Here is a 25,921-nt window from a genome sequence, read left to right as displayed (position 1 = left end):
GGCGAACGGTAGCGACGGCCAGCCAAACAAAACCTGAACGTCTATTTCCAAGTTTCTAATTTAGTTGGAGTTTTTATTCTGAACAGGTGGTAGGTCGTTGGTTCTACAGGGCTTTGTGCCGGCAGGAAGCGTGCCGGGCGTGTCTCACGTGGTCGTGAGCCGCATTCGCGAGTGCGCGAATTGGCGTCTCCGGGGCGGGGTGGACTCGGCCCGAGGTGGGATTTGCGGCGGGTTCGGCAAGTCTGAATGGGGGTTTGGGCGGATCGGGCCGTGACCGGGCCGGCGGCGGAAGGTTTCGCCGGTCACCGGATGTCGTGGTCGCGGCTTGCGCCGCTCCTACAGGTAGTGCTGGGAATCGAGAATGGGAAATCGGGAATCGGAAAAGCGGTTGAACCGCTCTTGCCGTTCCGAATCCCGAATCCCCATTCCCGAATCCCGGCCTTAAAGCGACGCTGCAAGCCGACTCGCCTGCGCGATCGCACGCTTGGCATCGAGTTCGGCGGCGACATCGGCGCCGCCGATCACATGCACCGATGCGCCGCGCTCGGCCAGCGCGGCGGCCAGCGGCTTGAACGGTTCCTGCCCGGCGCAGATCACGATCTGGTCGACCGGCAGCACCTGCTCGCTGCCTTCGACGCGGACGTGGAAGCCTTCGTCGTCGACACCGATATATTCGACTCCGCCGATCATCCGCACCTTCTTCGCCTTGAGCGTGGCGCGGTGGATCCAGCCGGTGGTCTTGCCGAGTTTCGCGCCGGGCTTGCCGGGGCTGCGCTGCAGCAGCCAGACCTCGCGCGCGGGCGGTTCGGGCCGCGGCGCGACCAGGCCGCCGCGGTTGTCGCCATAGCCCAGGTCCACGCCCCATTCAGCGCGCCAGCGCGCCGGGTCGGGATGGTGCGGTGCGTCGATCGAATGCGGGCCGTCGTGGACCAGGAACTCGGCCACGTCGAAACCGATCCCGCCCGCGCCGACGATGGCCACGCGCTTGCCCGCGACCACCCGGCCCTTGAGCACATCGAGATAGGACACGACCTTCGGGTGGTCCGAGCCCGGGAACGCGACCTCGCGCGGCTTGATCCCGGTCGCGAGCACGACCTCGTCGAAGCCCGCCAGCATCGCCGCATCCGCGGTCGTGCCCAGGCGCAGTTCGACCCCGGTCTGTTCGATCCGGCCGGCGAAATAACGCAGGGTCTCGAAGAATTCTTCCTTGCCCGGGATGCGCTTGGCGAGGTTGAACTGGCCGCCGATTTCGCCGGCGGCATCGAACAAGGTCACGCGGTGGCCGCGCTCGGCCGCGACCGTCGCGCAGGCCAGCCCGGCCGGTCCGGCGCCGACCACCGCGATCCGCTTGGGCGTTTTGGTCGGCAGGTAGTTGAGTTCGGTCTCGGCGCAGGCGCGCGGGTTGACCAGGCAGCTGGCGTGCTTGTTCTCGAACACATGGTCCAGGCAGGCCTGGTTGCAGCCGATGCAGGTGTTGATGTCGGCCGCGCGTTGCCGCTGCGCCTTGTCGACCCAGGCCGGGTCGGCCAGCAACGGACGCGCCATCGACACCATGTCGGCGTCCCCGGCGGCGAGGATGCGTTCGGCCACGTCGGGCATGTTGATGCGGTTGGTGGTGACCAGCGGAATCCGCACTTCGGGCTTGAGCCGCGCGGTGATGCCGGTGAACGCGCCGCGCGGCACCGAGGTGGCGATGGTCGGCACGCGCGCCTCGTGCCAGCCGATGCCGGTGTTGATGAGGGTCGCGCCGGCCGCTTCGATCGCCTTGGCCTGGGCGACGACTTCGCTCCAGCTGGAGCCTTCGTCGACCAGATCGATCATCGACAGGCGGTAGATGATGATGAAGTCCGGGCCGCAGGCCTCGCGGATGCGGCGGACGATTTCGACGCTGAAACGGAAGCGCTTGCTGGCGTCGCCGCCCCAGGCGTCGTTGCGCTTGTTGGTGCGCGGCGCGGTGAACTCGTTGAGCAGATAGCCCTCCGAACCCATCACCTCGACGCCGTCGTAACCGGCCTCGCGCGCCAGCCGCGCCGAATTGACGAAGGCCTTGATCTGGCGCTCGACCCCGCCGGCCGACAGCGCGCGCGGGGTGAACGGATTGATCGGCGCCTTGAGCTTGCTCGGCGCGACCTGCAGCGGGTGATAGCCGTAGCGGCCGGCGTGCAGGATCTGCATGCAGATGCGTCCGCCGTGCTGGTGGACCGCGGCGGTGACCTGCTTGTGCTTGCCGCTTTCCCACGGCCAGCTGAGCTTGCCGCCGAACGGCTTGAGCCAGCCGACGAGGTTCGGCGCGAAGCCGCCGGTGACGATCAGGCCGACCCCGCCGGCCGCGCGCTCGCCGAAGTAGGCCGCCAGCTTCGGAAAATCGGCGGCCTTGTCCTCCAGCCCGGTGTGCATCGAACCCATCAGCACGCGGTTGGGCAGGGTGCAGAACCCCAGGTCCAGCGGCGCGAACAGACGCGGGTAGAGCGGGTGCGGGGCGGAGCTGTTGGCGGCCGTGGTCATGCTGGCTGAATACGCTGGCGTATGGATTGGGCACGATGCCGCGAACAGCGCGCTAATTCAAGCGGAATCGGCGATCGGAGCGGGTTTCGGGGCGGGCCGTCGCGGTCCCAGGTCAAGGCCGGGCGAAGACAGGCACCGAACGCGCGCGAATGCAACGGTTGTCACGGACGCGGCGCATCGCCGAACATGCCCGACCCCCGTAGCCCCGCCTCCATGGACGCCGCCCCAGAAAACAGCCTCCAGGATTATCTGCGCGCCGACATCGTCGCCGCCGACCTGCCCGACCTGCAGCCCCTGCTGGGCGCGCGCGATCTGCTGCGCGCGTTCTCCACCTTGTTCCATGGCGGCGAAGAGTCGGTGATGGTGCGGCTGCTGGTGCTGCGCGCGATCGGCGAACGCGGTCAGGCCCCGGACTGGACCCCGCAGGAACTGCGCGAACACTTCGGCTACCTCGATCCGGTCAAGTTCGACACCGTGATCGGCCGCCTGCGCGAAAACGATTTGCTGCTATGGGACGCGCAGACTCAGCGCTACCGGATCAGCCCGGTCGGCCGCCAGGCCTTGTCGGCGATCGGCCTGCTGCTGCAGTTCAATCGCGAAGGCGACGAACTGGCTTACGTCACCGCGCAGATCGCCGCCGGCCAGGCGGTCGGACGGGTGCGCCCGGACGATCTGCAGCATCTGCTGTCGCGGCTCAACGAACTGCGCGAGGACTTCGACCAGGCCGTGCTCAGCGGCTCGGAGCATCGCATCCTGCGCGCCGCGGGCACCTTGCAGCAGGCCTGGCGCTGGATCGAGAAGGGCACCCAGATCGTCGAGGAAATTTCCTCGGACCTGGAACTCGACAGCCACACCCACCGCGTCGCCCAGCAGATCGGCCGCGCCCAGAGCGCGATGCTGCGCCAGGCCTCGGTGTTCCAGCGCGCGCTGAGCCAGCTCGATCGCCATCGCGTGCATCTGGGCGCGAGCGGGTTGTCCTCGTCGGACGTCAACCGCTATCTGCGCGGACTCGATGCGAAGGCGCTGGCCGCGCTGGCCGACGACGTGCTCGCGCGTTCGGCGATCCCGGCGTTCATGCTGTCGCCGATCGCGCTCGACGTGGCCGAGTACGAACTGGTCGAACGCGAACGCGAGGCGCACGAAGACCAGTCGCTGCCGCCCGCGCAGGCCGCGCCCGACACCGAGGCTTCGCCGGCCGCGGCCACCGATTTCCAGTTCGCCGAGAATTGGCTGGATCAGTTGACCGCGTTGGCCGATGTCGCCGCCGCGTCCACGGACACGCCGGCGCAGTTGAGCGAAGTCGTGCCGCAGGACAGCTTCGCGCTCAGCGCGTACCGCTTGTCCTTGCTCGGCCTGATCGGCGATCCCGGCGCGGAAAACCGCAACGGCGTCAGCGCCTCGATGGCGCGGCTGCCGCTGGCGTGGCGCGTCGATACCGAATTCGAAACCATCGATCGCGCCGGCGTGGCCTACATGAGCCGCGGCCGTCTGGAAGCGCCGGACTACACCACGTTGCACGGCAAGCCCCCGCGCAGACGCGCCGAAGCGCGCGATGACGTCGAGGACGCGACCGCGCCCGACGCCGAGACTGCTGCGACACCCAAACGCAAACCCAAGAAGAAGAGCGCCGCCACGCCCGCCGCCGCACCCGCCGGCAAGCGCGTCAAAGCGACCAAGGACACCGCGGACACCTGATGAACGACCCCATCGCTTCCCTGATCGCGCGCCTGCTGGCCGAACGCTGGCTGCCGCGCGACGACGTCGCGGTCCGCGATCTGCTGACCGACGCCGAACTGCGCAACGACCTCGACCGCCGCCTCGCCGCGGCCGGCATGCGCCTGCTCGAACATCCTTACGCCGCCAATATCGCCGTCGGCATCGCCCGCCCGCAGGAATCGGCGGTGTTCGGCAGCGCCAAGGCGTGGTCGTCGACCAACCTGCAACTCGACCGCGACGCGATCGCGCTGCTGGTGGTGCTGTGGGCGCTGCTGGTGCTGCCCAAGCGCCAACGCCAGATCGCGCGCCAGCAGGCCGACCGCGATCAGGACCAGGAGCAGATGTTCGCCGAACTCAAGCCGGTGCCGGTCGGCGCCGAAGTGGTCGAGCCGATCAACGAGCGCACCTTGCTCGCCGATTTCGCCGAGAAACTCGGCGGCAAGACCCGCATCCAGTTCAACCTGGGCTCGCTGGCGCGGCAGGGCTTCATCGTGCGGCGCAAGGAACGCATCCACGAAGGCCCGTTGCTCGACCTGGCCCTGGATTACGAACGCATCGCCGGCCGGGTGATGGACGGCGCGCTGTCGTTCGTGGTCGCCGAAGCGCGCCATTACAGCGCCGACAATCCCGAACTCGAAGGCGAGACCGAGGCCGAGGCGCAGGCCGATGCGGCGTTGCTGGCGGATATCGAGGCGGGGATTTATTCCGACCTGGATACGTATGCGCAGACGCATGGGGAGCCGGGAATCGGGAGTGGGGAATCGGGAATCGGCGCGGTGTTCGACGACGGCGACGGCGATGCGATGGATCCGTTGCCGCCGTTGCAGGCCGATGAGATCGCCGACGACGAAGTCGGGGCTTTCGCCGCCGAAAGCGGCGACGCCGAAGCGATCGCGGTAAGCGACGACACCGACGCGACCGACGCAAACCCCGACACCCCATCCAAGCAAAACCAGGAGGCCGCGGCCGATGTTTGAGTTCCGCTCCCTCGAAGTCGTCCACTGGGATTACTGGCAGCGTTTCCAGTTGCCGCTGGACGCGTCCATCGTCACCGTGGTCGGTCCCAACGGCTCGGGCAAGACGACGTTGCTCGACGCGCTGCGCACCTTGCTGGCGATCGAAGACCGCGACACCGCGCGCGACTACAAGACCTATCTGCGCCACAACGGCAAGCCGTACGCATGGCTGCGCGCGGTGGTCAGCAACCGCCCTGACAAACGCGGCGGCCGGCCGTTCTTCCCGATCAAGGACGACGTGGTCACGCTGGCCTGCCGCATCCGCAAGCGCGGCGGCGACTGGAGCCGCGATTACCAGATCGTCGCCGGCGACACCCCGGTGGAAACGCTCGAACAAGGCGGTGATTGGCTCGGCGTGCGCGATTACCGCGTGCGTCTGGCCGGCGCCGGGCTGACCCGCGCGATCTGCCGCGTGCTCACCCTCGAGCAAGGCGCGACCGACAAACTCTGCCAGTACTCGCCGCGCGATCTGCTGCAACTGATCTTCGACGTGTTCGAAGACAAGGCGGTGCTCGACGACTACCAGCGCGCGCGCACCGAGCAGTTCGATGTCGAAAAGGAATTACAGCAGCTCGGCCAGGACCTAGCCGGCCTGCACCTGCGCCTGGAATCGGCCAAGGCCGACGTGCGTTCGTTCGAGGAAGGCAATGCGCTGCGCAATCAGCGCCATCGCCTGGAAAGCGAAATCGCGCCGAAGGTCGAACTGGCCGATCAGCGCGTGGCGATCGAAGGCGCCAAGCCGCGTCTGACCGGGCTGCGCCGCGCGCTGCGCGAACGCGAGCGGATCCTCGAGGAGATGCGCGCCGACGACGCGATCGCCGCGACCGGCCGCGACGTGCTGCAAGAAGCGATGCGCGAAGCGCGCCGTCAGGTGACCGCGAGCGAGCAGGCCTTCACCCAGGCGCGCGACGCTGCGCGCGATGCCGAGATGCTGGTCAAGCGTCGCGACGAACTGGCGCGCCTGCAGGCTCAGCGCGGCGCGATCGACGTCGAGGCGCTCAGCGCCAGCGTCGAAAGCGGACGCCGCCGCCAGGCCGAGTTGAAGCTGGAAGCCGAGCGCGACCGCAAGCGTAGCGGCGAGATTTCCGCGCAGACCGCCGCGCTCAGCGGCGGCGGGCGCATCGTCGAGCCGTTCGAACGCGACTTCCGCGCCGGGCTCGAACAGGCCGGCATCAAGCATCAGGTGCTGACCGAACTGGTCGAGATCGCCGATCCGCAGTGGTCGGTCGCGGTCGAGGCGGTGCTGGCGCCGTACCGGCATCTGCTGGTGCTGGAAAATCCCAAGGACGCGCGGATCGCGTGGAAGCTCGGCGAGAGTCAGCAGTACCGTCATTTCATCGTCGCCGAACGCGCGCCGGTGCCCAAGGCCAGCGCCGGTTCCTTGCTGGAAGTGGTGCGTTTCTCGGCCGATCCGCCGGCGTGGTTGCCGCGTCAGCTCGATCGCATCCGCCGCGTCACCGATATCGAACACGGCGCGCGCCTGCCGGCCGGGCAGGACTGGATCACCCAGAAGGGCTATCTGCGCGAAAGCCGCGGCGGCCGCCATATCGGCGGCAACCAGCATCATTTCGGCAGCGGCGCGCGGCAGTCGCATCTGGCCGAACTGCGCGCGGAACTGGCGACGATCACCCAGCGCGCGCAATCGCGCGAGGCCGAGTTGCACGAGCTGAGCCAGCGCGTCGACGCCGATCAGTCGCGTCTGATGGGCCTGGACGCGGCGCAGGAACTGGTCACCCGCGCCAACGAATTCGCCGACGCGCAGGCGCGTCTGCCGGAACTGGCCGAAGCCGCCGCCGAAGCCGCGGCCGCGTTGGCCCAGGCGCGCGCCAAGATCGACGAGGCCGCCGAGCAGGACAAGGCCGAAGGCATCGCCGCGGCCAAGCGTCAGGGCCAGATCGACGCGCTCGCGCGCGAGTTGCGCGAACGCGGGCAGCAGATCCACGGCGAACGCCAGAGCCTGATCCAGCGCATCCTCGACTACCGCCGCAAGCGCGCGCTGATGCCCGATGCCTGGCGCAGCCCCGCCGCGCTCGCGGCCGCGCGCGCCGAGTACGAAAGCACTTCGGCGGTGCGTCGCGAGATCGAGCGCATGGACGATCGGTTGGAGCGCGGCGGTTTCGTCTCCGACGAATCCTGCGTTCCGTTGCGCGACAAGATCGGCGCCGACCACGACGAGCTGGAAAGTTCGATTGGCCGCCGCGAAGCGCATCTGGACCGCGCCAAGCGCCTCACCGAAGAAGCGCGTGGCGCCTACATCAACGTGCTGCGCGCGACTGTGCGCCGTTACAAGAAGAACCTCGCCGCGCTCGGCGACCTGGCCGGCATCGGCGTCGACGCCGATATGCCGGAACTGGCCAATGACGACGTGACCCTGGCCCAGGCCGGGTTGTCGGTGCGCTTCGATTTCGACCGCAAGGGCTGGATCGGCCTGGACGATGGCGAGGCCTCGGGCGGTCAGCAGGTGATGAAGTCGCTGCTGCTGCTGGTGGCCTTGCTGCGCGACGAGGATCAGCCGGGCGGCTTCGTCTTCATCGACGAACCGTTCGCGCATCTGGACGTGTTCAACATCGAGAAGGTGGGCCGCTTCCTGCGCGCCACCGACGCGCAGTACATCCTGACCACGCCGATCACCCACAACCTCAACGTATTCGAACCCTCCGACCTGGTGCTGGCGACCAGCAAACGCCGCGGCGGCAACCCATGGGCGGAAGCGGTGGCGGTGCTCAAGCGCAAGTGCGAGGACAACAAGGCGGCGTGAGGGGGTGTGGCTGGAGGTGATTCAGCCTGATTGCTGCAAGTGGCTCCGTGATACATCCGGAGCCCGCGGCTCGCTCGACATAAGCGTTTTTCTACAATCGAATTCCCTTTGCTGTTGTCGTTGCCGTTGTCGTTGCTGTTGCTGTTGTCGTTGCTGTTGTCGTTGCTGTTGCTGTTCCCCCCCTTTGTAAAAGGGGGGGCAGGGGGATTCGCTTTTGCTTTCGCTCCATCGCAGCGCCGACCACCCAAAAGCGAATCCCCCGCGCATCGATCGCCCCTCAGGATCGAACCACACTGGGCGCTCGCCCCCTTTTCCAAAGTGGGCGCCGATTTCAGCCGCGGCTTCGTGCGGAAAATGGGCTGCTCCGTGATTTACCCGGAGCATTTGTGTTTAGGCAATCGTAGAGCCTTCGCTTTCACCTTCACCTTCACCTTCGCCTTCGCCGTCTCCGTAGCCGTAGCAGTAGCAGTAGCAGTAGCCGTGGCTACAGCCGCGGTTGTGGTCGTGGCCGTTGGTGTTGGTGTTGGTGTCGTCGGCGCCGCCACCGCCGCTGCTCTGGCGTTGTTATTACAGTTACAGTCGCCGTGCCGTCGTCGTTGCTGTTGCTGTTCCCCCCTTTGTAAAAGGGGGGCAGGGGGGATTCGCTTTTGCTCTCGCTCCATCGCAGCGCCGACCGCCCAAAAGCGAATCCCCCGCGCACCGATCGCCCCTCAGGATCGAACCCTGCCGGGCGCTCGCCCCCTTTTCCAAAGCGGGCGCCGATTTCAGCCGCGACTTCGTGCAAACACGCTGTAATTCATGGCACGCCTTGCCGGCTCAAACAAAGACGCCCCACCGCCCGATTTCCCCATCCGCCCGATCTCCATCCAGCCGATGGAACGATACATCCCAGCCACCCACACCCCGCGCCCATTGACTCCCGCCGCGCCGCCCTTACTCTATGCACACCCAAAACCGCAGTCGTACCGCACCCATGAAGCAGTTCCCGCTACTGATATCGCTGCAAGCCCAGCGCGTGAGCGCGGGCCGGGTGCGCCTGCCTCCTGTGATTTTCGCCGCTGCGTCGATGTAACGACCGCGCGAAGCCACACCAGAACAGAGCACCCGCAAGGGTGCTTTTTTATTGCCCGGAATTTGTCGAAGACATCCGTCGAAAACGATCCGCGCGACCCGCCGAACAAGCGCAATTCCTTCACCGAAACCCCTGAAAACCAAGGAGAACGTGCCATGAATTCCACGGCCGAAACCCAAACCTAGCCGCGCGCCTTGCAGCCAACAGGGGCGCGCGGCCTCCCGTGTTGGCATTAAGGCATCGTCATGAACACCACGAACACCCGCACTCTCAACCTCAACCCCTCGCGCTGGCGCAATCTGGGCATCATCGCCCACGTCGACGCCGGCAAGACCACGCTGACCGAACGGCTGCTGTGGAAAACCGGCGCGATCCATCGCGTCGGCGAAGTCCACGACGGCGCCGCCACCACCGACTTCGATCCGATCGAACAACGCCGCGGCATCACCATCGGCGCGGCCGCGGTGCAGACGCACTGGACCCCGCAAGGCCTGGCCGAGCATCGGTTGACCATCATCGACACCCCCGGCCACATCGACTTCGCGATCGAAGTCGAGCGTTCGCTGCGCGTGCTCGACGGCGCGGTCGCCGTGTTCAGCGCGGTCGACGGCGTGCAGCCGCAATCGGAAAGCGTGTGGCGTCAGGCGCGCCGGCACGGCGTGCCGCTGATCGCGTTCGTCAACAAGATGGACCGCGTCGGCGCGTCGTTCGAGCAAACCCTCGCGCAGATGCGCGACAAGCTCGATGCGACGCCGTGGGCGATCGGCCGGCCGCTGGGCGCGGAAAGCGATCTGCGCGGTTGGGTCGACCTGGTCGCGCGCGAACTCGTGCTGTGGGACGAGACGGGCGGCATCGCCCGGCGCCCCTGGAACGAGGCGGAAACGCGCGAGCACGAACCGCTGCGCGAGCGCCTGATCGAGGCCGTCGCCGATCACGACGACGAGCTCGCGCAGGCTTTCCTGGACGCGCGCGCGATCGACAGCGAGCTGCTCAAGGCGGCGCTGCGTCGCGGCACCCTGAAAGGCGCCGGCACGCCGGTGCTGGGCGGTTCCGCGTTCAAGAACAAGGGCGTGGAAACCCTGCTCGACGCCATCGTCGACTACCTGCCGTCGCCGCTGGATCGTCCAATGGTGACGGCGCAAAGTGAAGACGGCGAAGTGGCGCTGGCGCCGGATGCCTCCGGTCCGCTGGGCGGTCTGGTGTTCAAGATCGTGCATCAGGAACACGGTGCGCTGTCGTTCGTGCGTTTGTACTCGGGCACGCTGCGGGTCGGCGACACGGTGTGGGCCTCGCGTCGCGAGCGCGCGCAACGGGTCGGTCGACTGGTGGTGGTGCAGGCCGATCACGGCCGCGATGTCGAGGTGGCGTATGCCGGCGAGATCGTCGCGATCCAGGGATGGAAGGACGCGGTCAGCGGCGAAACCCTCAGCGGCGTCGAACGCAAGCTCGTGCTCGACACGATCCAGGCGCAACCGGCGGTGTTGTCGTGGCGTCTGACCGCGGCCAAGGCCAGCGACCTGATCCGTCTGGGCCAGGGCCTGGCCAGCCTGGCTCAGGAAGATCCGTCGTTCCGGGTCGGCACCGATCCGGAAACCGGCGAAACCCTGGTCTGGGGCATGGGCGAGCTGCATCTGGACGTCATGGTCGAGCGCCTGCGCGAAGGCTGGGGCGTGGACGTGCGCACCGGTTCGCCGCGCGTGGCCTACCAGGAAACCCCGAGCGCCGCGGTCGCGGGCATCGAGGGCAAGCTGGTCAAGCGCAACGGCGGGCAGGGCCAATTCGCGCGGGTGACGATCGATGTCGCGCCGCGCGAGGACGGGCAGTTCGAGTTCGTCGATCGCACCAGCGGCGGCGTGGTGCCCAAGAACTTCGTCAATGCGACGGAGAAGGGCCTGCGCGCGGCGTTGAGCGAAGGTCCGCGCGGTTATCCGCTGGTTGGCCTCACCGTCAGCCTCACCGACGGCGAGACCCACGCGGTGGACTCCAGCGAGCTGGCGTTCCAGCGCGCCGCGAGCGAAGCCTTGAAGGCGGCGTTGGCGGTGACCGGCACGACCTTGCTCGAACCGGTGATGGCGCTGGTCATCGACACCCCCGCCGGCAACGTCGGCGATGTGGTCGGCGATCTGCAACGCCGCTCGGGCCGGGTGCTCGGCATCGAGGACAAGGGCAGCCGCACGGACGTGACCGCGCGCGCGCCGTTGGCCGCGTTGTCGGGTTACGCGACCGCGCTGCGCTCGCTGACCCAGGGACGGGCCTCGGCGTCGGTGGTGTTCAACGGCTACGAGCAGGCGCGTCCTGCATCCAATGCCGTGTAAGCAAGTAGTGCGACACCGTAGTAGGCAAGAACGGGAGGGGTCGGCATGCCGACCCCTCTTTTTTTTCGCGTTCCCGGGTTGGGTGGGTTCTTTCGGATCGCCCTTGCGGTGCTCGGAGTCGTCGCTCCCGCAGCGGCCAGGCGCCGCGGCTTCTCCGCTTCACGGGTGAACGTCGCTGGATATTCGGCCAGGCCGAAGTAGAAGCGCAGCCCGTTTTAGCGGGAACGATGGATGAGCCGAGGCGTCGATCGCGGTGGCTCGTCAGTCCCGCGAACGCGTGATTGCAGCGACTTGAGCCCACCTTTTACCGGTGCATCACCCCGCTGTTCACCAGCCCGCCAATACCAACTTCCCGATCGTCGCGCCCGACTCCAGCCGGCGATGGGTTTCGCGCAGGTTCGCCGCGTTGATCGTGCCGATGGTCGCGCTGTGGGTGCCCTTGAGTTCGCCGGCGTCGATCAACTGGGCGACGCGATCGAGGATGCGGCCTTGTTCGATCATGTCGGGGGTCTGGAAGCGCGGACGGGCGAACATCATTTCCCAGTGGATCCCGATGCACTTGGCCTTGTACGGGTCGCCGATCTTGAGCGTGCCCGACGGCTCCACGATCAGGCCGACATGGCCCTGCGGCGCGAGCAATTCGCCCAGCACGTCCCAGTAGCGATCGGTGTCGGCCAGGTTCAACGCGGCGTCGACGTGGTCGAAACCCAGCGCCTTGAGCTGCGGCGCCAGCGGCTGACGGTGGTCGATCACGTGATCGGCGCCCATCTGCTTGCTCCAGTCGATGCTCTCGCCGCGCGAGGCGGTGGCGATCACGGTGAAGCCCGCGCGCTTGGCGAGCTGGATCGCGATCGAGCCCACGCCGCCGGCGCCGGCGAGGATCAGCAGCGACTTGCCCCGGCCGCCGGTTTCCGCATCGAACGGCATGCGCTGGAACAGCAGTTCCCACGCGGTGATCGCGGTCAGCGGCAACGCCGCGGCCTGCGCCGCGCTCAGCGATGTCGGCGCGGCGCCGACGATGCGTTCGTCGACCAACTGCAGTTCGCTGTTGCTGCCCGGACGGGTGATGTCGCCGGCGTAATAGACGCGATCGCCGACCTTGAAGCGGGTGACGCTTTCGCCGACCGCTTCGACCGTGCCGGCGGCGTCGTAGCCGAGCACGCGCGGCTGCGCTTCGACCTGCGGCTTGGGCGAACGCACCTTGGTGTCGACCGGATTGACCGAGATCGCTTCCACCCGCACGAGCAGGTCGTGGCCGCTGGCGACCGGCGCGGGCAGGTCGACATCGAGCAGCGATTGCGGGTCGTCGATCGGCAGATAACGGGTGAGGGCTACGGCTTTCATTGCGAACTCCAGAGTGCTTGGGGAGGTGAGGCCGGCGTCGTGGCGACGAGGCCGGATTGTGCGAAAAATCATCGAACGATGGCGCGAAGACGGTTGCATCGGGGCGATGCGATGCGGTTCATGAGAATCAGCGCGGGCCGAACAGCGCGGCCTCGTCGACCGCCGCGGCCATCGCCCGATAGCCCGCGTCGCCCGGATGCAGGCGGTCGCCGGAGTCGTAGGCCGGCAGGAAGCGTTGCCGGTGGGCCGGGTCGCGCGTGATCGCGTCGAAATCGACCACCGCATCGAACTCGCCGCTGTCGCGGATCCAGGCGTTGACGGCCTGGCGCACCTTGTCCTTGTCGGCGTTGTAGTAATCGTGGATCGGCGCATCCGGCAACGCGCCCTCGAACGGGGTCAGGGTCGCGCCGACGATGCGCACGCCGTGCGAGTGCGCGCGCGCGATCAACTGGCGGTAACCGGCGATCAGGCGCGGCGCGCTCATCGCTTCGCGCGTGGGTTCGAAACTGCTGCCGGGCCAGCCGATGTCGTTGATGCCGAGCAGCACGAACACCGTGTCGGGTTTCAGGCTCAACACATCGCGTTCGAACCGCGCCAGTGCGCTTACGCCCATGCCGTCGTGCAACACCTGGCCGCCGGAAATGCCGGCGTTGAGCACGGCGATGTCGCGCTTGGCCAGGCGCTGAGCGAGCAGGTCGGGCCAGCGTTGGTAGCGGTTCGGCGTGGACGCGGCGCCGTCGGTGATCGAATCGCCGAGGACCACCACGCTGCGGGTCGGCCGGGCGGATTCGACATACACGCCGCTGAGGAACGGCCGCGTCTGCAGCGTGTCGGCGCGCGCGAGCTGCGCGTCGGCGGTGCGATCGCCGCCGACCAGATAGGCGTCCTGGCGGCCTTCCCAATGGAAGGTCTGCACCGCGGTGTCGCGGGGCAGATACAGGCTGACCGCGACTTCGCCGAGCGCGGCGACGTCCAGATCGACCGGATCGCTGAGCATCGGCGCGCCCGGAGGCAGGGTCACGCCGGGTTGGCCGCCGAAGCTCAGCACGCGATCGCTGGCCGGGTCGATGCGCGAACCGCCGGTGCTGAGCGCGATCCGCGCCGCGCCGATCGTCACCGGCTGCGCGCCGTAGGCATTCGACAAGGCGATGCGCACTCGTCCGCCGCCGACGCTGACCCGCGCGACCTGGCGCAGGGTCTGGTCGCGCAGGCGCGGCGGGGTGCCGGTGGGCAGCACGAAGTCCGTGCCCCAGGTGGCTTGGGGGCTGGCGCTCCAGGTGCCGACCCAGTGCTTGTCGGCCGCCGAGGCGGGGGCCGACAGGGCCACGGCGAGCGCGGCGGCGGCGAGGGGTTTGAGCAGGGCGGAAGCGTTCATGGGCAGGGATCGGGAAGCGTCGGGGATTCGACCAGGGCACCATCGGTTCTTCCGCTATCGGGTGGTAGCAGGCAAGATCGCATAGGCTTCATTCCATTTCGGAATGGGATCGTGGGAGCCCCATGGACACCCTTCGCGGCATGCGCACCTTCGTGCGCGCGGTCGAACTCGGCAGCCTGTCGGCGGTCGCGCGCGAACTGCAGACCACCCAGCCGACCGTCAGCAAGACCGTCGCCGCGCTCGAACAGGAACTGGGCGTGCGCCTGCTTAATCGCAGCACCACCCACCTCGCGCCGACCGAGCAAGGCCGGCGTTTCTACGAACGCGCGCGGCGGGTGCTGGAGGAATACGGCGAAGCCGTCGCCGATGCGCGCGGTCTGACCGAAACCCCGGCCGGGCTGTTGCGGGTCAGCGCGCCGGTCAGCATCGGCGTGCTGCGGCTCAATCGCCTGGTGCAGGAATTTCTCGCCCTGTATCCGCAGATCGAGATCGAGTTGATCCTCAACGATCGTTATGTCGATCTGGTCGAAGAGGGCATGGACGCGGCGCTGCGGCTCGGCGCGAACCTGCCGCCGAACGCGGTCGCGCGCCGGATCGCGCTGTCGCCGCGCGGGCTGGTCGCCTCGCAGGCCTACCTGCGCGCGCATCCGCCGATCGACGCGCCGCAGGACGTGCTGAACCACAACTACCTGCGCTTCGCCTGGGCCAGCGAGAGTGTCGAACTGCAGGGACCGGATGGCGAAGTGCAGCGCTTGCAGGCGAACGGCCGCTATCGGATCAACAACTCGCTGGGGATACGCGAAAGTTTCTTGATCGGCGCGGGCGTGGGCTTGGCGCCGGCGTGGTTGGTGCAGGACCTGATCGACAGCGGCGAACTGAGCTGGGTGTTGCCGCAATGGCGGGCATCGGCGCATGAGGTGTATCTGCTGTATCCGGCGCGGCGGTATCTGCCGTTGCGCACGCGGGTGTTTCTGGAGTTCTTGCGCGAGCGGTTGCTGGAGTTGCCGGGGTTTTTCGATGTGGAAAACGCGTAGGCCGAAAATCTTCCATCCGTCATTCCCGCGAAGGCGGGAATCCAGGGCTCCATCGCGACATGACTCTGAAGTCTCTGGATCCCCGCCTTCGCGGGGATGACGAGCAAGAGCTAAGGCGTGCATGCGTGCAGATGTCTGTTTAGTGCGCAAGTCTGTGCAGGTCGTAAGCGAGTCGTCGACTCAACGACTCAAACCGCCGCGCACGCCGCCGCATCGTCCTCGTTCGACGCATCCGCACCGCCATGCGTCGACAACCGCGCCGGCCGATCCAACCGCGCCGCCCACACCGCCAGCGCTAAACCTGAGAGCGTCACCAACGCCGCCACCCAAGTCACCGCGCCCAACCCAGGCCCGTGCTCGATCACCGCGCCGCCGAGCCACGCGCCCAGCGCATTGCCCAGATTGAACGCGCCGATGTTCAAACTCGAAGCCAGGTTCTGCCCGGCCGGATCGGTCTTCTGCAGCACCCACAATTGCAGCGGCGGCACCGTCGCGAACGCGGCCACGCCGAGCAAACCGACAAACGCAATCGCAGCGATCGGGTTGTGCAAGGCGAACGTCATCACCCCCAACACCACCGCCAGCGCGATCAACGTACCGATCAAGGCCGGCGTCAAACGCTTGTCGGCCAGGCGACCGCCGACGATGTTGCCCAGGATCATGCCGACGCCGAACACCAGCAGGATCGGCGACACCGCCGCCTCGCTGAAACCGCTGATGCGGGTCAGGATCGGCTGGATGAAGGTGTAAACGGTGAACACGCCGGCGAAGCCGAGCACCGTCATCGCCAGCCCGAGCAGCACCTGCGGATGCACCACCGCCTTGACCTCGCGGCGCAGCGCGACCGGCTCAGGTTTTGTCTTGTCCTTCGGCACCAAGGTGGCGATGACGATCGTCGCGATCACGCCGATCACCGACACCGCCCAGAAGGTCGAACGCCAGCCGTAATGCAGGCCCAGCCACGCCCCGGCCGGCACGCCGAGCAAGGTCGCCACGGTCAGGCCGGTGAACATGATCGAGATTGCCGAAGCTTTCTTGTCGGCCGGCACCAAGCCGGTCGCGACCACCGCGCCGACCCCGAAGAAAGTGCCGTGCGCGAGCGAGGTGATCACCCGCGCGATCATCAGCACGGTGTAGTTCGGCGCGATCGCGCAGACGATGTTGCCGAGGGTGAAGATCACCATCAGCGCGACCAGCACCGCCTTGCGCGGCATGCGCCCGGTGGCGATGGTCAGCACCGGCGCGCCGACGAACACGCCCAGCGCGTAACCGGAGATCAGCAGGCCGGCCGCGGCCAGCCCAACCTGCAAGTCGGCGGCGACCTGCAGCAGCAGGCCCATGATCACGAACTCGGTGGTGCCGATGCCGAAAGCGCCGACGGTCAGCGCGTACAGCGCGACGGGCAGCCCCTTGCGGGCGGCGGGAGCGGGCGATGAAGCGTGCATGCGGGCGCATCCGTGGAAACGATGCGGCAGTGTGGTCCGTTGCATCTTGTAGAAAAACCGCCAGTATGCGGAATCACTATCAACGAATCGTTGAAAGTCCATGGACCGCGTCGACGACCTCAACCTGTTCCTGCGCGTGCTCGACCTGGGCTCGATCAGCGCCGCCGCGCGCAGCCTGGACCTGTCGGTCGCGGTCGCCAGCCAGCGGCTCAAGCGGCTGGAGCGCGACCTCGGCGTGCGCCTGCTGCACCGGACCACCCGGCAACTGCACCCCACCGCCGAGGGCATGGCCCTGGCCGAACGCGGCCGCGCCCTGATCGAAGACCTCGACGCGCTGACCTCGGACCTGCGCCAGGCCGGCAGCGAACCCTCCGGCCTGCTGCGGGTCACCACCTCGGCCTCGTTCGGCCGCCAGTACATCTCGCCGCTGCTGCCCGAATTCCAGCGTCGTTACCCGCTGGTGCGGCTGAGCGTGAACCTCAACGACGAACGCCTGGACCTGATCGCCTCGGGCATGGACCTGGCGATCCGGATCGGCGCGCTCGACGACTCGACCCTGGTCGCGCGCAAACTCGCCCACAACCGGCGCGTGCTGGCCGCCTCGCCCGAGTACCTGCGCCAGCGCGTCGCGCCGCGGGTGCCGCAGGACCTGATCGAGCACGAATGCCTGCTGCTGGTCGGCGCGCAGGGGCGGATGGAGTACTGGCGTTTCCTCGACCGCGACGGCCACGCCAGCACGGTGCGGGTCAACGGCCGGTTGGAGAGCAATTTCGGCGAAGTCCTGCGCGACGCCGCGATCGCCGGCCTGGGCATCGCCCATTTCTCGACCTGGCACGTCCACGAAGACCTGCGCGCCGGGCGTCTGGTGCAGGTGCTGCCCGGTTACGAACTGCCCGACACCGCGATCCACGCGGTGATGCCGCAGCGCCGGTTCGTCCCGTCGCGGGTGCGGGCGTTCGTGGATTTCGTGGCCGAGTCGTTCGGCGAGGTGCCGCCGTGGGAGCGGGGTGGGTGAGGGGGGATGCCGTCCCGCTTGCCCGGCGGCATCGGCGTGGAAGATCGGATGGCGTTTTTGAATTGCGTTTTCTTCGGATCGAAACCTGAAGTTGCATCCATGCGGCTGGAATCGCCACCTGTCCCGCCTGAGCGAGTCGCGATCCTCATGGCCTGCCTGTAGGAGCGGCGCGAGCCGCGACCGCGTCATGACGACAACCTCGCAACCTGCGCCGTAGCCGGGTTCCTGGTCGCGGCTCGCGCCGCTCCTACAGGTAGGCCATTTAGCTTTTGCTCGGGCTTGAAGGCGCGCAGCTCATCCAGCGCTGCGAGGCCTGTAACTCGCGTTAGCAAAAGCACACCCGAAGGGCGGCGTGCAGGATGCACGCCGTGCGCCACCGGGACACGGATGTCCCGTGTGGCGCATGCCTGCGTCTGCTCCGAACTTGCGGGCACTTGATTCAAAGAAAAGCGTTTTTCTTTGGTTACCTTTCTTTTGTCGCTTTAGACAAAAGAAAGTAACTCGGCCGCTTGCGGACGAAAGCTGTTGATCTTGTCTTTGGCTTCAAAAGCTCTAGAGCTTCAAAGCTTTGAAGTCTTTAAAGCTGCAAGCAGGATCAAAAGCGTTCCGCCGCTGAAGCGGCGGGTCACTTTCTTTTGTCTAAAGCAACAAAAGAAAGGTAACCAAAGAAAAATGCTTTTTGTGAATCAAGTGCCCGCGCGTGCGGAGCAGACGCAGGCATGCGCCACACGAGACATCCTGTCTCGGTGGCGCACGGCGCACATCCATGTGCGCCGCCCTACGGGTGTGCTTTTGTTCTCGCGAGTTCCAGGCGTCGCAGCGCTGGATGGACTGCGCGGCTTCAGGCACGAGCCGAACCTGCATGGCCTACCTGTAGGAGCGGCGCAAGCCGCGACCGCGAACCCACGCATCGCGTCGAACATCCGCAACCGATGCGAACCCATCACCACCCATCAATCAAACGCAAACGCATCCAACGCCAACGACCCCATCTCATGCGACCGATGAATCGTCCGCACCCCGGGCACCTCGCCGGCCGCGCCCATCGCCACGAATAACGGCATCAGATGCTCCACGGTCGGATGCGCATGCCGCGCATTGGGCGCCTGCGCCTGCCAATCCAATAGCGCCGCATGATCGCGCGCCGCCAACTTGCGATGCATCCATTCGCTGAACTCCGCCGCCCATGCCGGCATCGGCGCATCGCGGTGCTGCCAGTCCAGATCGCCCAGGTTATGCACGAACCCGCCCGAGCCGATCACCAACACCCCTTCGTCCCGCAACGCCGCCAAGGCCTGCCCGACCGCATAGTGCTGCGCCGCCGTCCCATGCGGCATGACCGACACCGGCACCACCGGAATATCGGCCTGCGGGTACATGCGCCGCAGCGGCACCCACACACCGTGGTCGAGACCGTGGTTGTCGCGCAACTTGGCGTTGAGGCCGGCGTCGATCAGGCGTTGAGTAATCTGCTCGGCCAGGCGCGCATGCCCCGGCGCCGGGTACTGGATCTGATACAGCGGCTGCGGAAAGCCGCCGAAGTCATGCACGGTGTGCGGCCGGTCGTGACCGCCGACCATCGGCCGGTCGGTCATGAAATGGGCCGAGGCGATCACGATCGCGCGCGGCCACGGCAGTTGCTGGCCGAGCTGATCGAGGAAGCGCCCGGCCGGCGAATCCTCCAGCGCGAGCATCGGCGAACCATGGGAAAGAAACAGCGTCGGCAGGCGAGTAGGGATGTCCATGCCCCTCAGGGTGATCCTCGCCGGGGCGATTTCCAAGTTGGACGGCTGTGCCTGATCGTTCTGTAATTGCGATCAATTCGCATCAAGCGCGCTGATTGTTGAAGCCCGAACCGGTGCGCAAACGATGCGCGATCGGCCCGCGCCACGACCGCGCCGGCTCCGCCGCCGCCCCGCGTCGCCCGAGTCTGGCAAAATAGCGGGCTAACTCACCCGTCCGCAGGCCCCCGTACCCATGAGCCACTTCGACATCCGTTCGACCGTCCGCCCCGATCCCGACAAGCCGATGGTCGACATCGCCGACTACGTCGCCGATTACCAGATCGATTCGAAGGAAGCCTTTGATACCGCGCGCTACATGCTGCTCGACTCGCTGGCCTGCGCGGCGATGGCGATGGACCACCCCGAGTGCGTCAAGCACCTCGGCCCGCTGGTCCCCGGCGCCGGCATGAGCGGCGGCGCGCGCGTGCCGTACACCGCGCACGAGCTCGACCCGGTCCAGGCCGCCTACAACATCGGCGTGCAGATCCGCTGGCTCGACTTCAACGACACTTGGCTCGCGGCCGAATGGGGTCACCCGTCCGACAACCTCGGCGCCATCCTCGGCGTCGCCGACTACCTGGGCCGCAAGGCCGAGGCCGAAGGCGGCAAGGCGATGACCGTACGCGACGTGCTCGGCCACGCGATCAAGGCCCACGAAATCCAGGGCGGCTACGCGCTCAAGAATTCGTTCAACCGGGTCGGCCTGGATCACGTGATCCTGGTGCGTCTGGCCTCGACCGCCGTCACCACCCAGATGCTGGGCGGCAACAAGGACGCGATCGTGACCGCCGTATCGCACTCGTGGATCGACAACGGCGTGCTGCGCACCTACCGCCACGCGCCGAACACCGGCCCGCGCAAGAGCTGGGCCGCCGGCGACGCCTGCCGCCGCGCCGTCACGCATGCCTTGAACGCCGTCAAGGGCGTGGTCGGTTACCCGAGCGCGCTGTCGGTCAAGACCTGGGGCTTCTACGACATCGCCTTCAAGGGCAAGCAGTTCGAGTTCGAGCGCCCGTTCGGCAGCTACGTGATGGAGAACGTGCTGTTCAAGATCAGCTTCCCGGCCGAGTTCCACGCCCAGACCGCGGTCGAGTGCGCGATGAAGCTGCACGACCAGGTCAAGGACCGTCTCGACCAGATCGAACGCGTCGAGCTGGAGACCCAGGAAGCCGGCGTGCGCATCATCGACAAGACCGGCCCGCTGGCCAACTACGCCGACCGCGACCACTGCCTGCAGTACATGGTCGCCGTGCCGCTGATCTTCGGCCGCCTGACCGCCGATGATTACGTCGACGCAATCGCCGCCGACCCGCGCATCGACGCGCTGCGCGACAAGATGACGGTCAAGGAGAACGAGCAGTTCACCAAGGACTACTTCGACCCCGACAAGCGCTACATCGGCAACTCGGTGCAGGTGTTCTTCAAGGACGGCACGTCCACCGACAAGGTCTCGATCGACTTCCCGATCGGCCACCGCAAGCGCCGCGCCGAGGGCATCCCGGTGCTGATGGCCAAGTTCGAAGCCGCCGTCCGCGCCAAGCTGCCGGCCGCCCAGGCCGACCGCCTGCTGGCCCTGGCCAACAACCCGGCCGAGCTCGAAGCCTTGCCGGTGACCGAGTTCATGGCGCTGTTCAGCCAGGCCGGCAAGTAAGCTGCCAGCGCCGATCCCGGCCGATTGCACACCTTATAAGTGCAGTTCCGCGCTGAACGGGTCGCCCTCGCGAAACTGAACGCAGGGCGACCCAGTCTCAGAATTCACGGAACTCGGTCGAATGTTAGACGCTTGTTAACACCGCTTTCACGTTGGCAAACCTACTCTGCGCGGGATGGCGTCGTCCAGGCGACCGTCCTGAACGGTAGAAACCTCGCAGACGCGGTTTCCATAATTTTTAGAACCAGGAGCTACAACAATGAATAAGAAACTCCTCTGCGCCGCCCTGCTGGGTGGCCTGAGCCTCGCGCAGGTCGCCAGCGCCCAGGACTTCGACGACCGTTGGTACCTGACCGGCTCGGCCGGCATGAACATCCAGGACAACGACCGCGGCACCCGCAATGCTCCGTTCGGCGCGATCGGCCTGGGCAAGTTCCTGAACAAGAACTGGTCGCTCGACGGTGAGCTGAACTATCAGAACCCGAAGTTCGACGCCAACCAGGACGCCAACTGGAGCCAGTACGGCATCTCGCTGGACCTGCGCCGCCACTTCGTCACCGAAGGCCGCAACTGGAACCCGTACCTGCTGATGGGCCTGGGCTACCAGCGCTCGGAAGAGGAGTACTTCATTCCGTCGCCGCTGTCGCCGGCCAACCGCAAGGACGGCAACTTCGCCGCCAAGGTCGGTCTGGGCGTGCAGGGTGACCTGGGCCGCGTCGGCATCCGCACCGAGCTGGCGTACCGCGCCGACTTCGACGACAGCAGCAAGAACGCGCCGCAGGAAGACTGGTTCGGCGACGTGCTGGCCTCGGTCGGCATCATCGTCCCGCTGGGTCCGGAACCCGTCGCTGCCGTGGCTCCGGCCCCGGAAGTGCAGCCGGGCTGCGCGGACAAGGACGACGACGGCGACGGCGTGAACAACTGCGACGACAAGTGCCCCGGTTCGCAGGCTGGCCAGACCATCGGTCCGGACGGCTGCCCGGTGCCGGTCACCATCGACCTGAAGGGCGTGAACTTCGACTTCGACAAGGCGACCCTGCGTCCTGACGCGGTGGCGATCCTGAGCGAAGCGAGCGAAATCCTGAAGCGTTACCCCGACCTGAAGGTCGAAGTCGCCGGTCACACCGACCTGTGCGGCAAGGACGACTACAACCAGAAGCTGTCGGAGCGTCGCGCGAAGGCTGCGTACGACTACCTGACCAGCAACGGTGTGGACGCGGGCCGTCTGATCGGGCCGGTGGGCTACGGCGAAAGCCGTCCGCTGGAGCCGACCGCGCAGACCATGCCGGCGTGCAAGAGCGAGAAGAACCGCCGCACCGAGTTGAACGTTCAGAACTAAGCGACACCCGCGGGTTCTTCGGAACCCGCACCGCGACACCCGAAGCCCGGCCTTGTGCCGGGCTTCTTTTTGGCCGGGATTGGGGATTCGGGATTCGGGATTGGCAAAAGCGGAACGTCACCGCTTTGGCTTTTGCGAATCCCGAATCCCGAATCCCGAATCCCGAAACTAAGACCAACAACTCATTTCATTGCCCGAATATCGACCGTTCGTCGGCGCGGCCTCAGCCCAGTGGGCGTATTGCTTGCGGACGCGTTACACACAAACCGGTTCGACCTCCGACTGAACCACGTTAAGTGGTATTAACAATCATCTTGACCGTGTATGATCCCCCCGCCAGTGACCGCGGTGCTAGGCCTTGCCAGTGCTGAAAGTGTCTCTGTCATAGAGTCAGCGCCGCAAAAGACTGTCCCGATCACACAGTCCCGATCACCCCCCGTTCCGATCGATCTGAAGGAGTTACAGAATGAAGATCCGTATGTTGAGCACCGCACTGCTGGCGGGCTTGGCTTTTTCGCAGGTGGCTAGCGCCCAGGATTTCGACGACCGCTGGTACCTGACCGGCTCGGCCGGCATGAACATCCAGGACAACGACCGCGGCACCCGCAACGCTCCGTTCGGCGCGATCGGCCTGGGCAAGTTCCTGAGCAAGAACTGGTCGCTCGACGGTGAACTGAACTATCAGAACCCGAAGTTCGACGCCAACCAGAACCAGAACTGGAGCCAGTACGGCATCTCGCTGGACCTGCGCCGCCACTTCGTCACCGAAGGCCGCAACTGGAATCCGTACCTGCTGATGGGCCTGGGCTACCAGCGCTCGGAAGAGGAGTACACCATTCCGTCGCCGCTGTCGCCGGCCAACCGCAAGGACGGCAACTTCGCCGCCAAGGTCGGTCTGGGCGTGCAGGGTGACCTGGGCCGCGTCGGCATCCGCACCGAGCTGGCGTACCGCGCCGACTTCGACGACCAGAGCGTGAATGCGCCGCAGGAAGACTGGTTCGGCGACGTGCTGGCTTCGGTCGGCATCATCGTCCCGCTGGGTCCGGAACCGACCGCTCCGGTCGCGGTGGCTCCGGAAGTGCAGCCGGGCTGCGCGGACAAGGACGACGACGGCGACGGCGTGAACAACTGCGACGACAAGTGCCCCGGTTCGCAGGCTGGCCAGACCATCGGTCCGGACGGCTGCCCGGTGCCGGTCACCATCGACCTGAAGGGCGTGAACTTCGACTTCGACAAGGCGACCCTGCGTCCTGACGCGGTGGCGATCCTGAGCGAAGCGAGCGAAATCCTGAAGCGTTACCCCGACCTGAAGGTCGAAGTCGCCGGTCACACCGACCTGTGCGGCAAGGACGACTACAACCAGAAGCTGTCGGAGCGTCGCGCGAAGGCTGCGTACGACTACCTGACCAGCAACGGTGTGGACGCGGGCCGTCTGATCGGGCCGGTGGGGTACGGCGAAAGCCGTCCGCTGGAGCCGACCGCGCAGACCATGCCGGCGTGCAAGAGCGAGAAGAACCGCCGCACCGAGTTGAACGTTCAGAACTAAGCGACACCCGCGGGTTCCTCGGAACCCGCACCGCGACACCCGAAGCCCGGCCTTGTGCCGGGCTTCTTTTTGGCCGGGATTGGGGATTCGGGATTCGGGATTGGCAAAAGCCAAAGCGGCGATGTCTCGCTTTTGCGAATCCCTAATCCCGAATCCCCAATCCCGGCCAAAAATCTTGTCCGATCCCGCCCCGGCGCCTACACTGGCGCGCACTGTTCAAACGGCGTAGGAATCGTCTTCGCGCCGAATCCAGGAGAAAATCATGCGCCGAGTTATTGCCGGACTGTCGTTGCTCTTGATTGCCGGCGCCTCGCAAGCGCAGAGCGCGGCCAATTGCGCGGCCCTGACCGCGTCGCGCGCGCAGCCCGTGCAGCCGACCCTGATCGCGCCGATCGCGCCGGAACTGGTCGCGCCCTCGCATCAGCTCGGCGCGCCCACCGGCGTGCTGTCGCAGGCGCTGGACGAAGCGCTGTCGGTCGATCAGGTGCTGCTGCGCATCCGCCTGGACGGCTGCAACGTCGCCAAGGCTACGCCGGCCTCGACCGGCATGCCGTCGGCCAACGATCCGGCCGCGTACAAGCCGCAGACCCAATACGACAACACGCCGTGGCGCTTCGACATGAGCCAGGGCGGCAAGCGCATGACCGCCGACGAATTCAGCGCCTGGATGAAGGCCAAGGGCGTGCGCGTGGCCAAGGGCAACGGCGCGCCCGCGGCGGCGCCGGCTCCGGTTGTCGATCCCGCACCGGCGCCGGCTCCGGCCGACGAGAAGAAGAAAAAGAAGTAAGCCTCGCCGCGGCGACGCGACTCCAGCGGCCGCGGGCATTGCCCGCGGCCGTTTCGTTTTGACCCGCGCGGCGTGATCTCGCCGCGATGAGTGGCTTGAAGCGATGCGCGGGCTTTCGGCTCATGCTCGTGGCGAGACCGGATGGTCGCCTGGCGGACTTCGCGAGCGGCTCGTATCGTGCGGCGGATCCGCGTTCGCTCCGCGCTCGCGCTTGATCAAGGCGATGCGTCCGGATCGCGTCGACCCGATCGCTGTCGGGTTCGTCCCCATCGCCACGCCGCATCCGTTCCACAGCTTCCAGGACCGCGCTTGAGTACCTCATCCTCATCGCCCCGACACGGCCTGGCCCGCGTGCTGTCCAAGCAAGGGCTGTGCTCGCGCAGCGAAGCGGCGAAATGGATCGCCGCCGGGCGCGTGTCGGTCGACGGCCGGATCGTGCGCGATCCCGAGTTTCCGATCGTGCAGGGCCGGCAGCGGATCGAAATCGACGGCAACGCCGCCGACGCGGCGCCGCGCCTGTACCTGATGCTCAACAAGCCGCGCGGCCTGGTGACCACCGCCCAGGACGAACGCGGCCGCGACACCGTGTACCGCTGCCTCGACGGCGCGCGGCTGCACGACGCGCCGTTGCCGTGGCTGGCGCCGGTCGGCCGCCTCGACAAGGCCAGCGAAGGCCTGCTGCTGTTCTGCAACGACCCGCAATGGGCCGCGCGCATCACCGATCCGGACCGCGGGCCGGACAAGACCTATCACGTACAGATCGACGCGATCCCCGATGCCGCGCAACTGGCCGCGCTGCACGCCGGCGTGAGCCTCGACGGCGAACTGCTGCGCGCGAAATCCGCGCGCTTGCTGCGCAGCGGCGAGAAGAACGCGTGGCTGCAGATCGTGCTCGACGAAGGCCGTAACCGGCAGATTCGTCGTTTGCTGGCCGCGTTCGATATCGGCGTGCTGCGGCTGGTGCGGGTAGGCATCGGCGGATTGGCGCTCGGCGAGTTGGGCAAGGGCCAATGGCGTGAGCTGAGCGGGACCGAAGTCGCCGCCTTGGTGGCTGGCGACTGAAGCGCGGTCTGTTGTCGGCGCGGCTGCAGCCTTGATGCGTTCCGATCAGGCGGTTGGGAAGATCCGCAGTCAATGAAAGCACCGCGTCGGGGTTGCAGCCTCGCCACAAGACCGCGACTGCAGCGATCGCCCATGGGGGTTGGCGTTACGACGCCAC

At 66.9% G+C, this 25,921-nt stretch carries 17 protein-coding genes; 12 read left to right on the top strand and 5 right to left on the bottom strand.

Annotated elements, in window-relative coordinates:
* Nucleotides 1–441: 441 nt before the first annotated feature.
* Nucleotides 442–2,505 carry an NADPH-dependent 2,4-dienoyl-CoA reductase gene (locus IEQ11_RS17890; protein WP_191823620.1) on the bottom strand — a complete coding sequence of 688 codons (2,064 nt, stop codon included), beginning with the start codon at nt 2,503–2,505 and terminating at the stop codon, nt 442–444.
* 213 nt (nt 2,506–2,718) lie between these two features.
* Here IEQ11_RS17890 and IEQ11_RS17885 point away from each other — a divergent pair, with 213 nt between their 5' ends.
* From IEQ11_RS17885 to fusA, 5 genes are all read left to right on the top strand, one after another.
* A complete protein-coding gene (locus tag IEQ11_RS17885) occupies nt 2,719–4,200 on the top strand; it encodes a hypothetical protein (RefSeq protein ID WP_191823619.1) in 1,482 nt (493 codons plus the stop codon).
* Nucleotides 4,200–5,198, top strand: a complete 999-nt coding sequence (locus IEQ11_RS17880) for a hypothetical protein (protein ID WP_191823618.1) — start codon at nt 4,200–4,202, stop codon at nt 5,196–5,198. The genes IEQ11_RS17885 and IEQ11_RS17880 overlap by 1 nt, the downstream gene beginning before the upstream one ends.
* Nucleotides 5,191–7,995 (top strand): AAA family ATPase, encoded by a 2,805-nt coding sequence (locus IEQ11_RS17875; protein ID WP_191823617.1) that lies wholly within the window; start codon nt 5,191–5,193, stop codon nt 7,993–7,995. The genes IEQ11_RS17880 and IEQ11_RS17875 overlap by 8 nt, the downstream gene beginning before the upstream one ends.
* 798 nt (nt 7,996–8,793) lie before the next feature.
* Nucleotides 8,794–9,252: a hypothetical protein gene (locus tag IEQ11_RS17870; RefSeq protein WP_191823616.1), complete on the top strand. Its 459-nt coding sequence runs from the start codon at nt 8,794–8,796 to the stop codon at nt 9,250–9,252.
* Between the two features lie 60 nt (nt 9,253–9,312).
* Entirely contained in the window at nt 9,313–11,382 is a 2,070-nt protein-coding gene (gene fusA / locus IEQ11_RS17865; protein WP_191823615.1) for an elongation factor G, read from the top strand.
* A 327-nt stretch (nt 11,383–11,709) separates the two neighbouring features.
* Here fusA and IEQ11_RS17860 read toward each other — a convergent pair whose 3' ends face one another.
* Together IEQ11_RS17860 and IEQ11_RS17855 are read right to left on the bottom strand one after the other, a co-directional pair.
* Nucleotides 11,710–12,726 (bottom strand): zinc-binding alcohol dehydrogenase family protein, encoded by a 1,017-nt coding sequence (locus IEQ11_RS17860; protein ID WP_191823614.1) that lies wholly within the window; start codon nt 12,724–12,726, stop codon nt 11,710–11,712.
* A gap of 127 nt (nt 12,727–12,853) precedes the next feature.
* Nucleotides 12,854–14,101, bottom strand: a complete 1,248-nt coding sequence (locus IEQ11_RS17855; RefSeq protein WP_191823613.1) for an SGNH/GDSL hydrolase family protein — start codon at nt 14,099–14,101, stop codon at nt 12,854–12,856.
* A gap of 122 nt (nt 14,102–14,223) precedes the next feature.
* On the opposite strand from IEQ11_RS17855, the gene IEQ11_RS17850 reads away from it, so the two are divergent.
* Nucleotides 14,224–15,135, top strand: coding sequence for a LysR family transcriptional regulator (locus IEQ11_RS17850; protein WP_191823612.1), 912 nt, complete (start codon nt 14,224–14,226; stop codon nt 15,133–15,135).
* Between the two features lie 188 nt (nt 15,136–15,323).
* Here IEQ11_RS17850 and IEQ11_RS17845 read toward each other — a convergent pair whose 3' ends face one another.
* Nucleotides 15,324–16,580, bottom strand: coding sequence for an MFS transporter (locus IEQ11_RS17845; protein ID WP_228465025.1), 1,257 nt, complete (start codon nt 16,578–16,580; stop codon nt 15,324–15,326).
* 100 nt (nt 16,581–16,680) lie between these two features.
* On the opposite strand from IEQ11_RS17845, the gene IEQ11_RS17840 reads away from it, so the two are divergent.
* Nucleotides 16,681–17,595, top strand: coding sequence for a LysR family transcriptional regulator (locus IEQ11_RS17840; RefSeq protein WP_191823611.1), 915 nt, complete (start codon nt 16,681–16,683; stop codon nt 17,593–17,595).
* A 953-nt stretch (nt 17,596–18,548) separates the two neighbouring features.
* Here the strand turns inward: IEQ11_RS17840 and IEQ11_RS17835 are convergent.
* Complete coding sequence (locus tag IEQ11_RS17835; protein WP_191823394.1) at nt 18,549–19,340, bottom strand: DODA-type extradiol aromatic ring-opening family dioxygenase; 792 nt, start codon at nt 19,338–19,340, stop codon at nt 18,549–18,551.
* 232 nt (nt 19,341–19,572) lie between these two features.
* Between IEQ11_RS17835 and IEQ11_RS17830 the strand changes: the two genes are divergently transcribed.
* The 5 genes from IEQ11_RS17830 to IEQ11_RS17810 all read left to right on the top strand — a co-directional run bounded on the left by IEQ11_RS17830 (nt 19,573) and on the right by IEQ11_RS17810 (nt 25,764).
* Nucleotides 19,573–21,030 (top strand): bifunctional 2-methylcitrate dehydratase/aconitate hydratase, encoded by a 1,458-nt coding sequence (locus IEQ11_RS17830; protein WP_191823393.1) that lies wholly within the window; start codon nt 19,573–19,575, stop codon nt 21,028–21,030.
* A 259-nt stretch (nt 21,031–21,289) separates the two neighbouring features.
* On the top strand, nt 21,290–22,369 hold the full coding sequence (locus IEQ11_RS17825; protein WP_096415242.1) for an OmpA family protein: 1,080 nt from the start codon (nt 21,290–21,292) through the stop codon (nt 22,367–22,369).
* A gap of 466 nt (nt 22,370–22,835) precedes the next feature.
* Nucleotides 22,836–23,915: an OmpA family protein gene (locus tag IEQ11_RS17820; protein WP_046657607.1), complete on the top strand. Its 1,080-nt coding sequence runs from the start codon at nt 22,836–22,838 to the stop codon at nt 23,913–23,915.
* Between the two features lie 262 nt (nt 23,916–24,177).
* Nucleotides 24,178–24,702: a hypothetical protein gene (locus IEQ11_RS17815; RefSeq protein WP_096415241.1), complete on the top strand. Its 525-nt coding sequence runs from the start codon at nt 24,178–24,180 to the stop codon at nt 24,700–24,702.
* A gap of 309 nt (nt 24,703–25,011) precedes the next feature.
* A complete protein-coding gene (locus IEQ11_RS17810) occupies nt 25,012–25,764 on the top strand; it encodes a pseudouridine synthase (RefSeq protein WP_228464992.1) in 753 nt (250 codons plus the stop codon).
* Nucleotides 25,765–25,921: the final 157 nt, after the last annotated feature.

It is taken from the genome of Lysobacter capsici, from assembly GCF_014779555.2.
GTDB classification, from domain to species: Bacteria; Pseudomonadota; Gammaproteobacteria; order Xanthomonadales; family Xanthomonadaceae; genus Lysobacter; species Lysobacter capsici.
The sequence above is the reverse complement of the archived record's forward strand: the minus strand, read 5'-3'. Positions and strand labels throughout refer to the sequence as shown.

Bases quoted from the DNA above. Each gene is read 5' to 3' on its own strand.
- IEQ11_RS17890 (WP_191823620.1), bottom strand. From the start codon at position 2,505: ATGACCACGGCCGCCAACAGCTCCGCCCCGCACCCGCTCTACCCGCGT.
- IEQ11_RS17885 (WP_191823619.1), top strand. From the start codon at position 2,719: ATGGACGCCGCCCCAGAAAACAGCCTCCAGGATTATCTGCGCGCCGAC.
- IEQ11_RS17880 (WP_191823618.1), top strand. From the start codon at position 4,200: ATGAACGACCCCATCGCTTCCCTGATCGCGCGCCTGCTGGCCGAACGC.
- IEQ11_RS17875 (WP_191823617.1), top strand. From the start codon at position 5,191: ATGTTTGAGTTCCGCTCCCTCGAAGTCGTCCACTGGGATTACTGGCAG.
- IEQ11_RS17870 (WP_191823616.1), top strand. From the start codon at position 8,794: ATGGCACGCCTTGCCGGCTCAAACAAAGACGCCCCACCGCCCGATTTC.
- fusA (WP_191823615.1), top strand. From the start codon at position 9,313: ATGAACACCACGAACACCCGCACTCTCAACCTCAACCCCTCGCGCTGG.
- IEQ11_RS17860 (WP_191823614.1), bottom strand. From the start codon at position 12,726: ATGAAAGCCGTAGCCCTCACCCGTTATCTGCCGATCGACGACCCGCAA.
- IEQ11_RS17855 (WP_191823613.1), bottom strand. From the start codon at position 14,101: ATGAACGCTTCCGCCCTGCTCAAACCCCTCGCCGCCGCCGCGCTCGCC.
- IEQ11_RS17850 (WP_191823612.1), top strand. From the start codon at position 14,224: ATGGACACCCTTCGCGGCATGCGCACCTTCGTGCGCGCGGTCGAACTC.
- IEQ11_RS17845 (WP_228465025.1), bottom strand. From the start codon at position 16,580: ATGCACGCTTCATCGCCCGCTCCCGCCGCCCGCAAGGGGCTGCCCGTC.
- IEQ11_RS17840 (WP_191823611.1), top strand. From the start codon at position 16,681: ATGGACCGCGTCGACGACCTCAACCTGTTCCTGCGCGTGCTCGACCTG.
- IEQ11_RS17835 (WP_191823394.1), bottom strand. From the start codon at position 19,340: ATGGACATCCCTACTCGCCTGCCGACGCTGTTTCTTTCCCATGGTTCG.
- IEQ11_RS17830 (WP_191823393.1), top strand. From the start codon at position 19,573: ATGAGCCACTTCGACATCCGTTCGACCGTCCGCCCCGATCCCGACAAG.
- IEQ11_RS17825 (WP_096415242.1), top strand. From the start codon at position 21,290: ATGAATAAGAAACTCCTCTGCGCCGCCCTGCTGGGTGGCCTGAGCCTC.
- IEQ11_RS17820 (WP_046657607.1), top strand. From the start codon at position 22,836: ATGAAGATCCGTATGTTGAGCACCGCACTGCTGGCGGGCTTGGCTTTT.
- IEQ11_RS17815 (WP_096415241.1), top strand. From the start codon at position 24,178: ATGCGCCGAGTTATTGCCGGACTGTCGTTGCTCTTGATTGCCGGCGCC.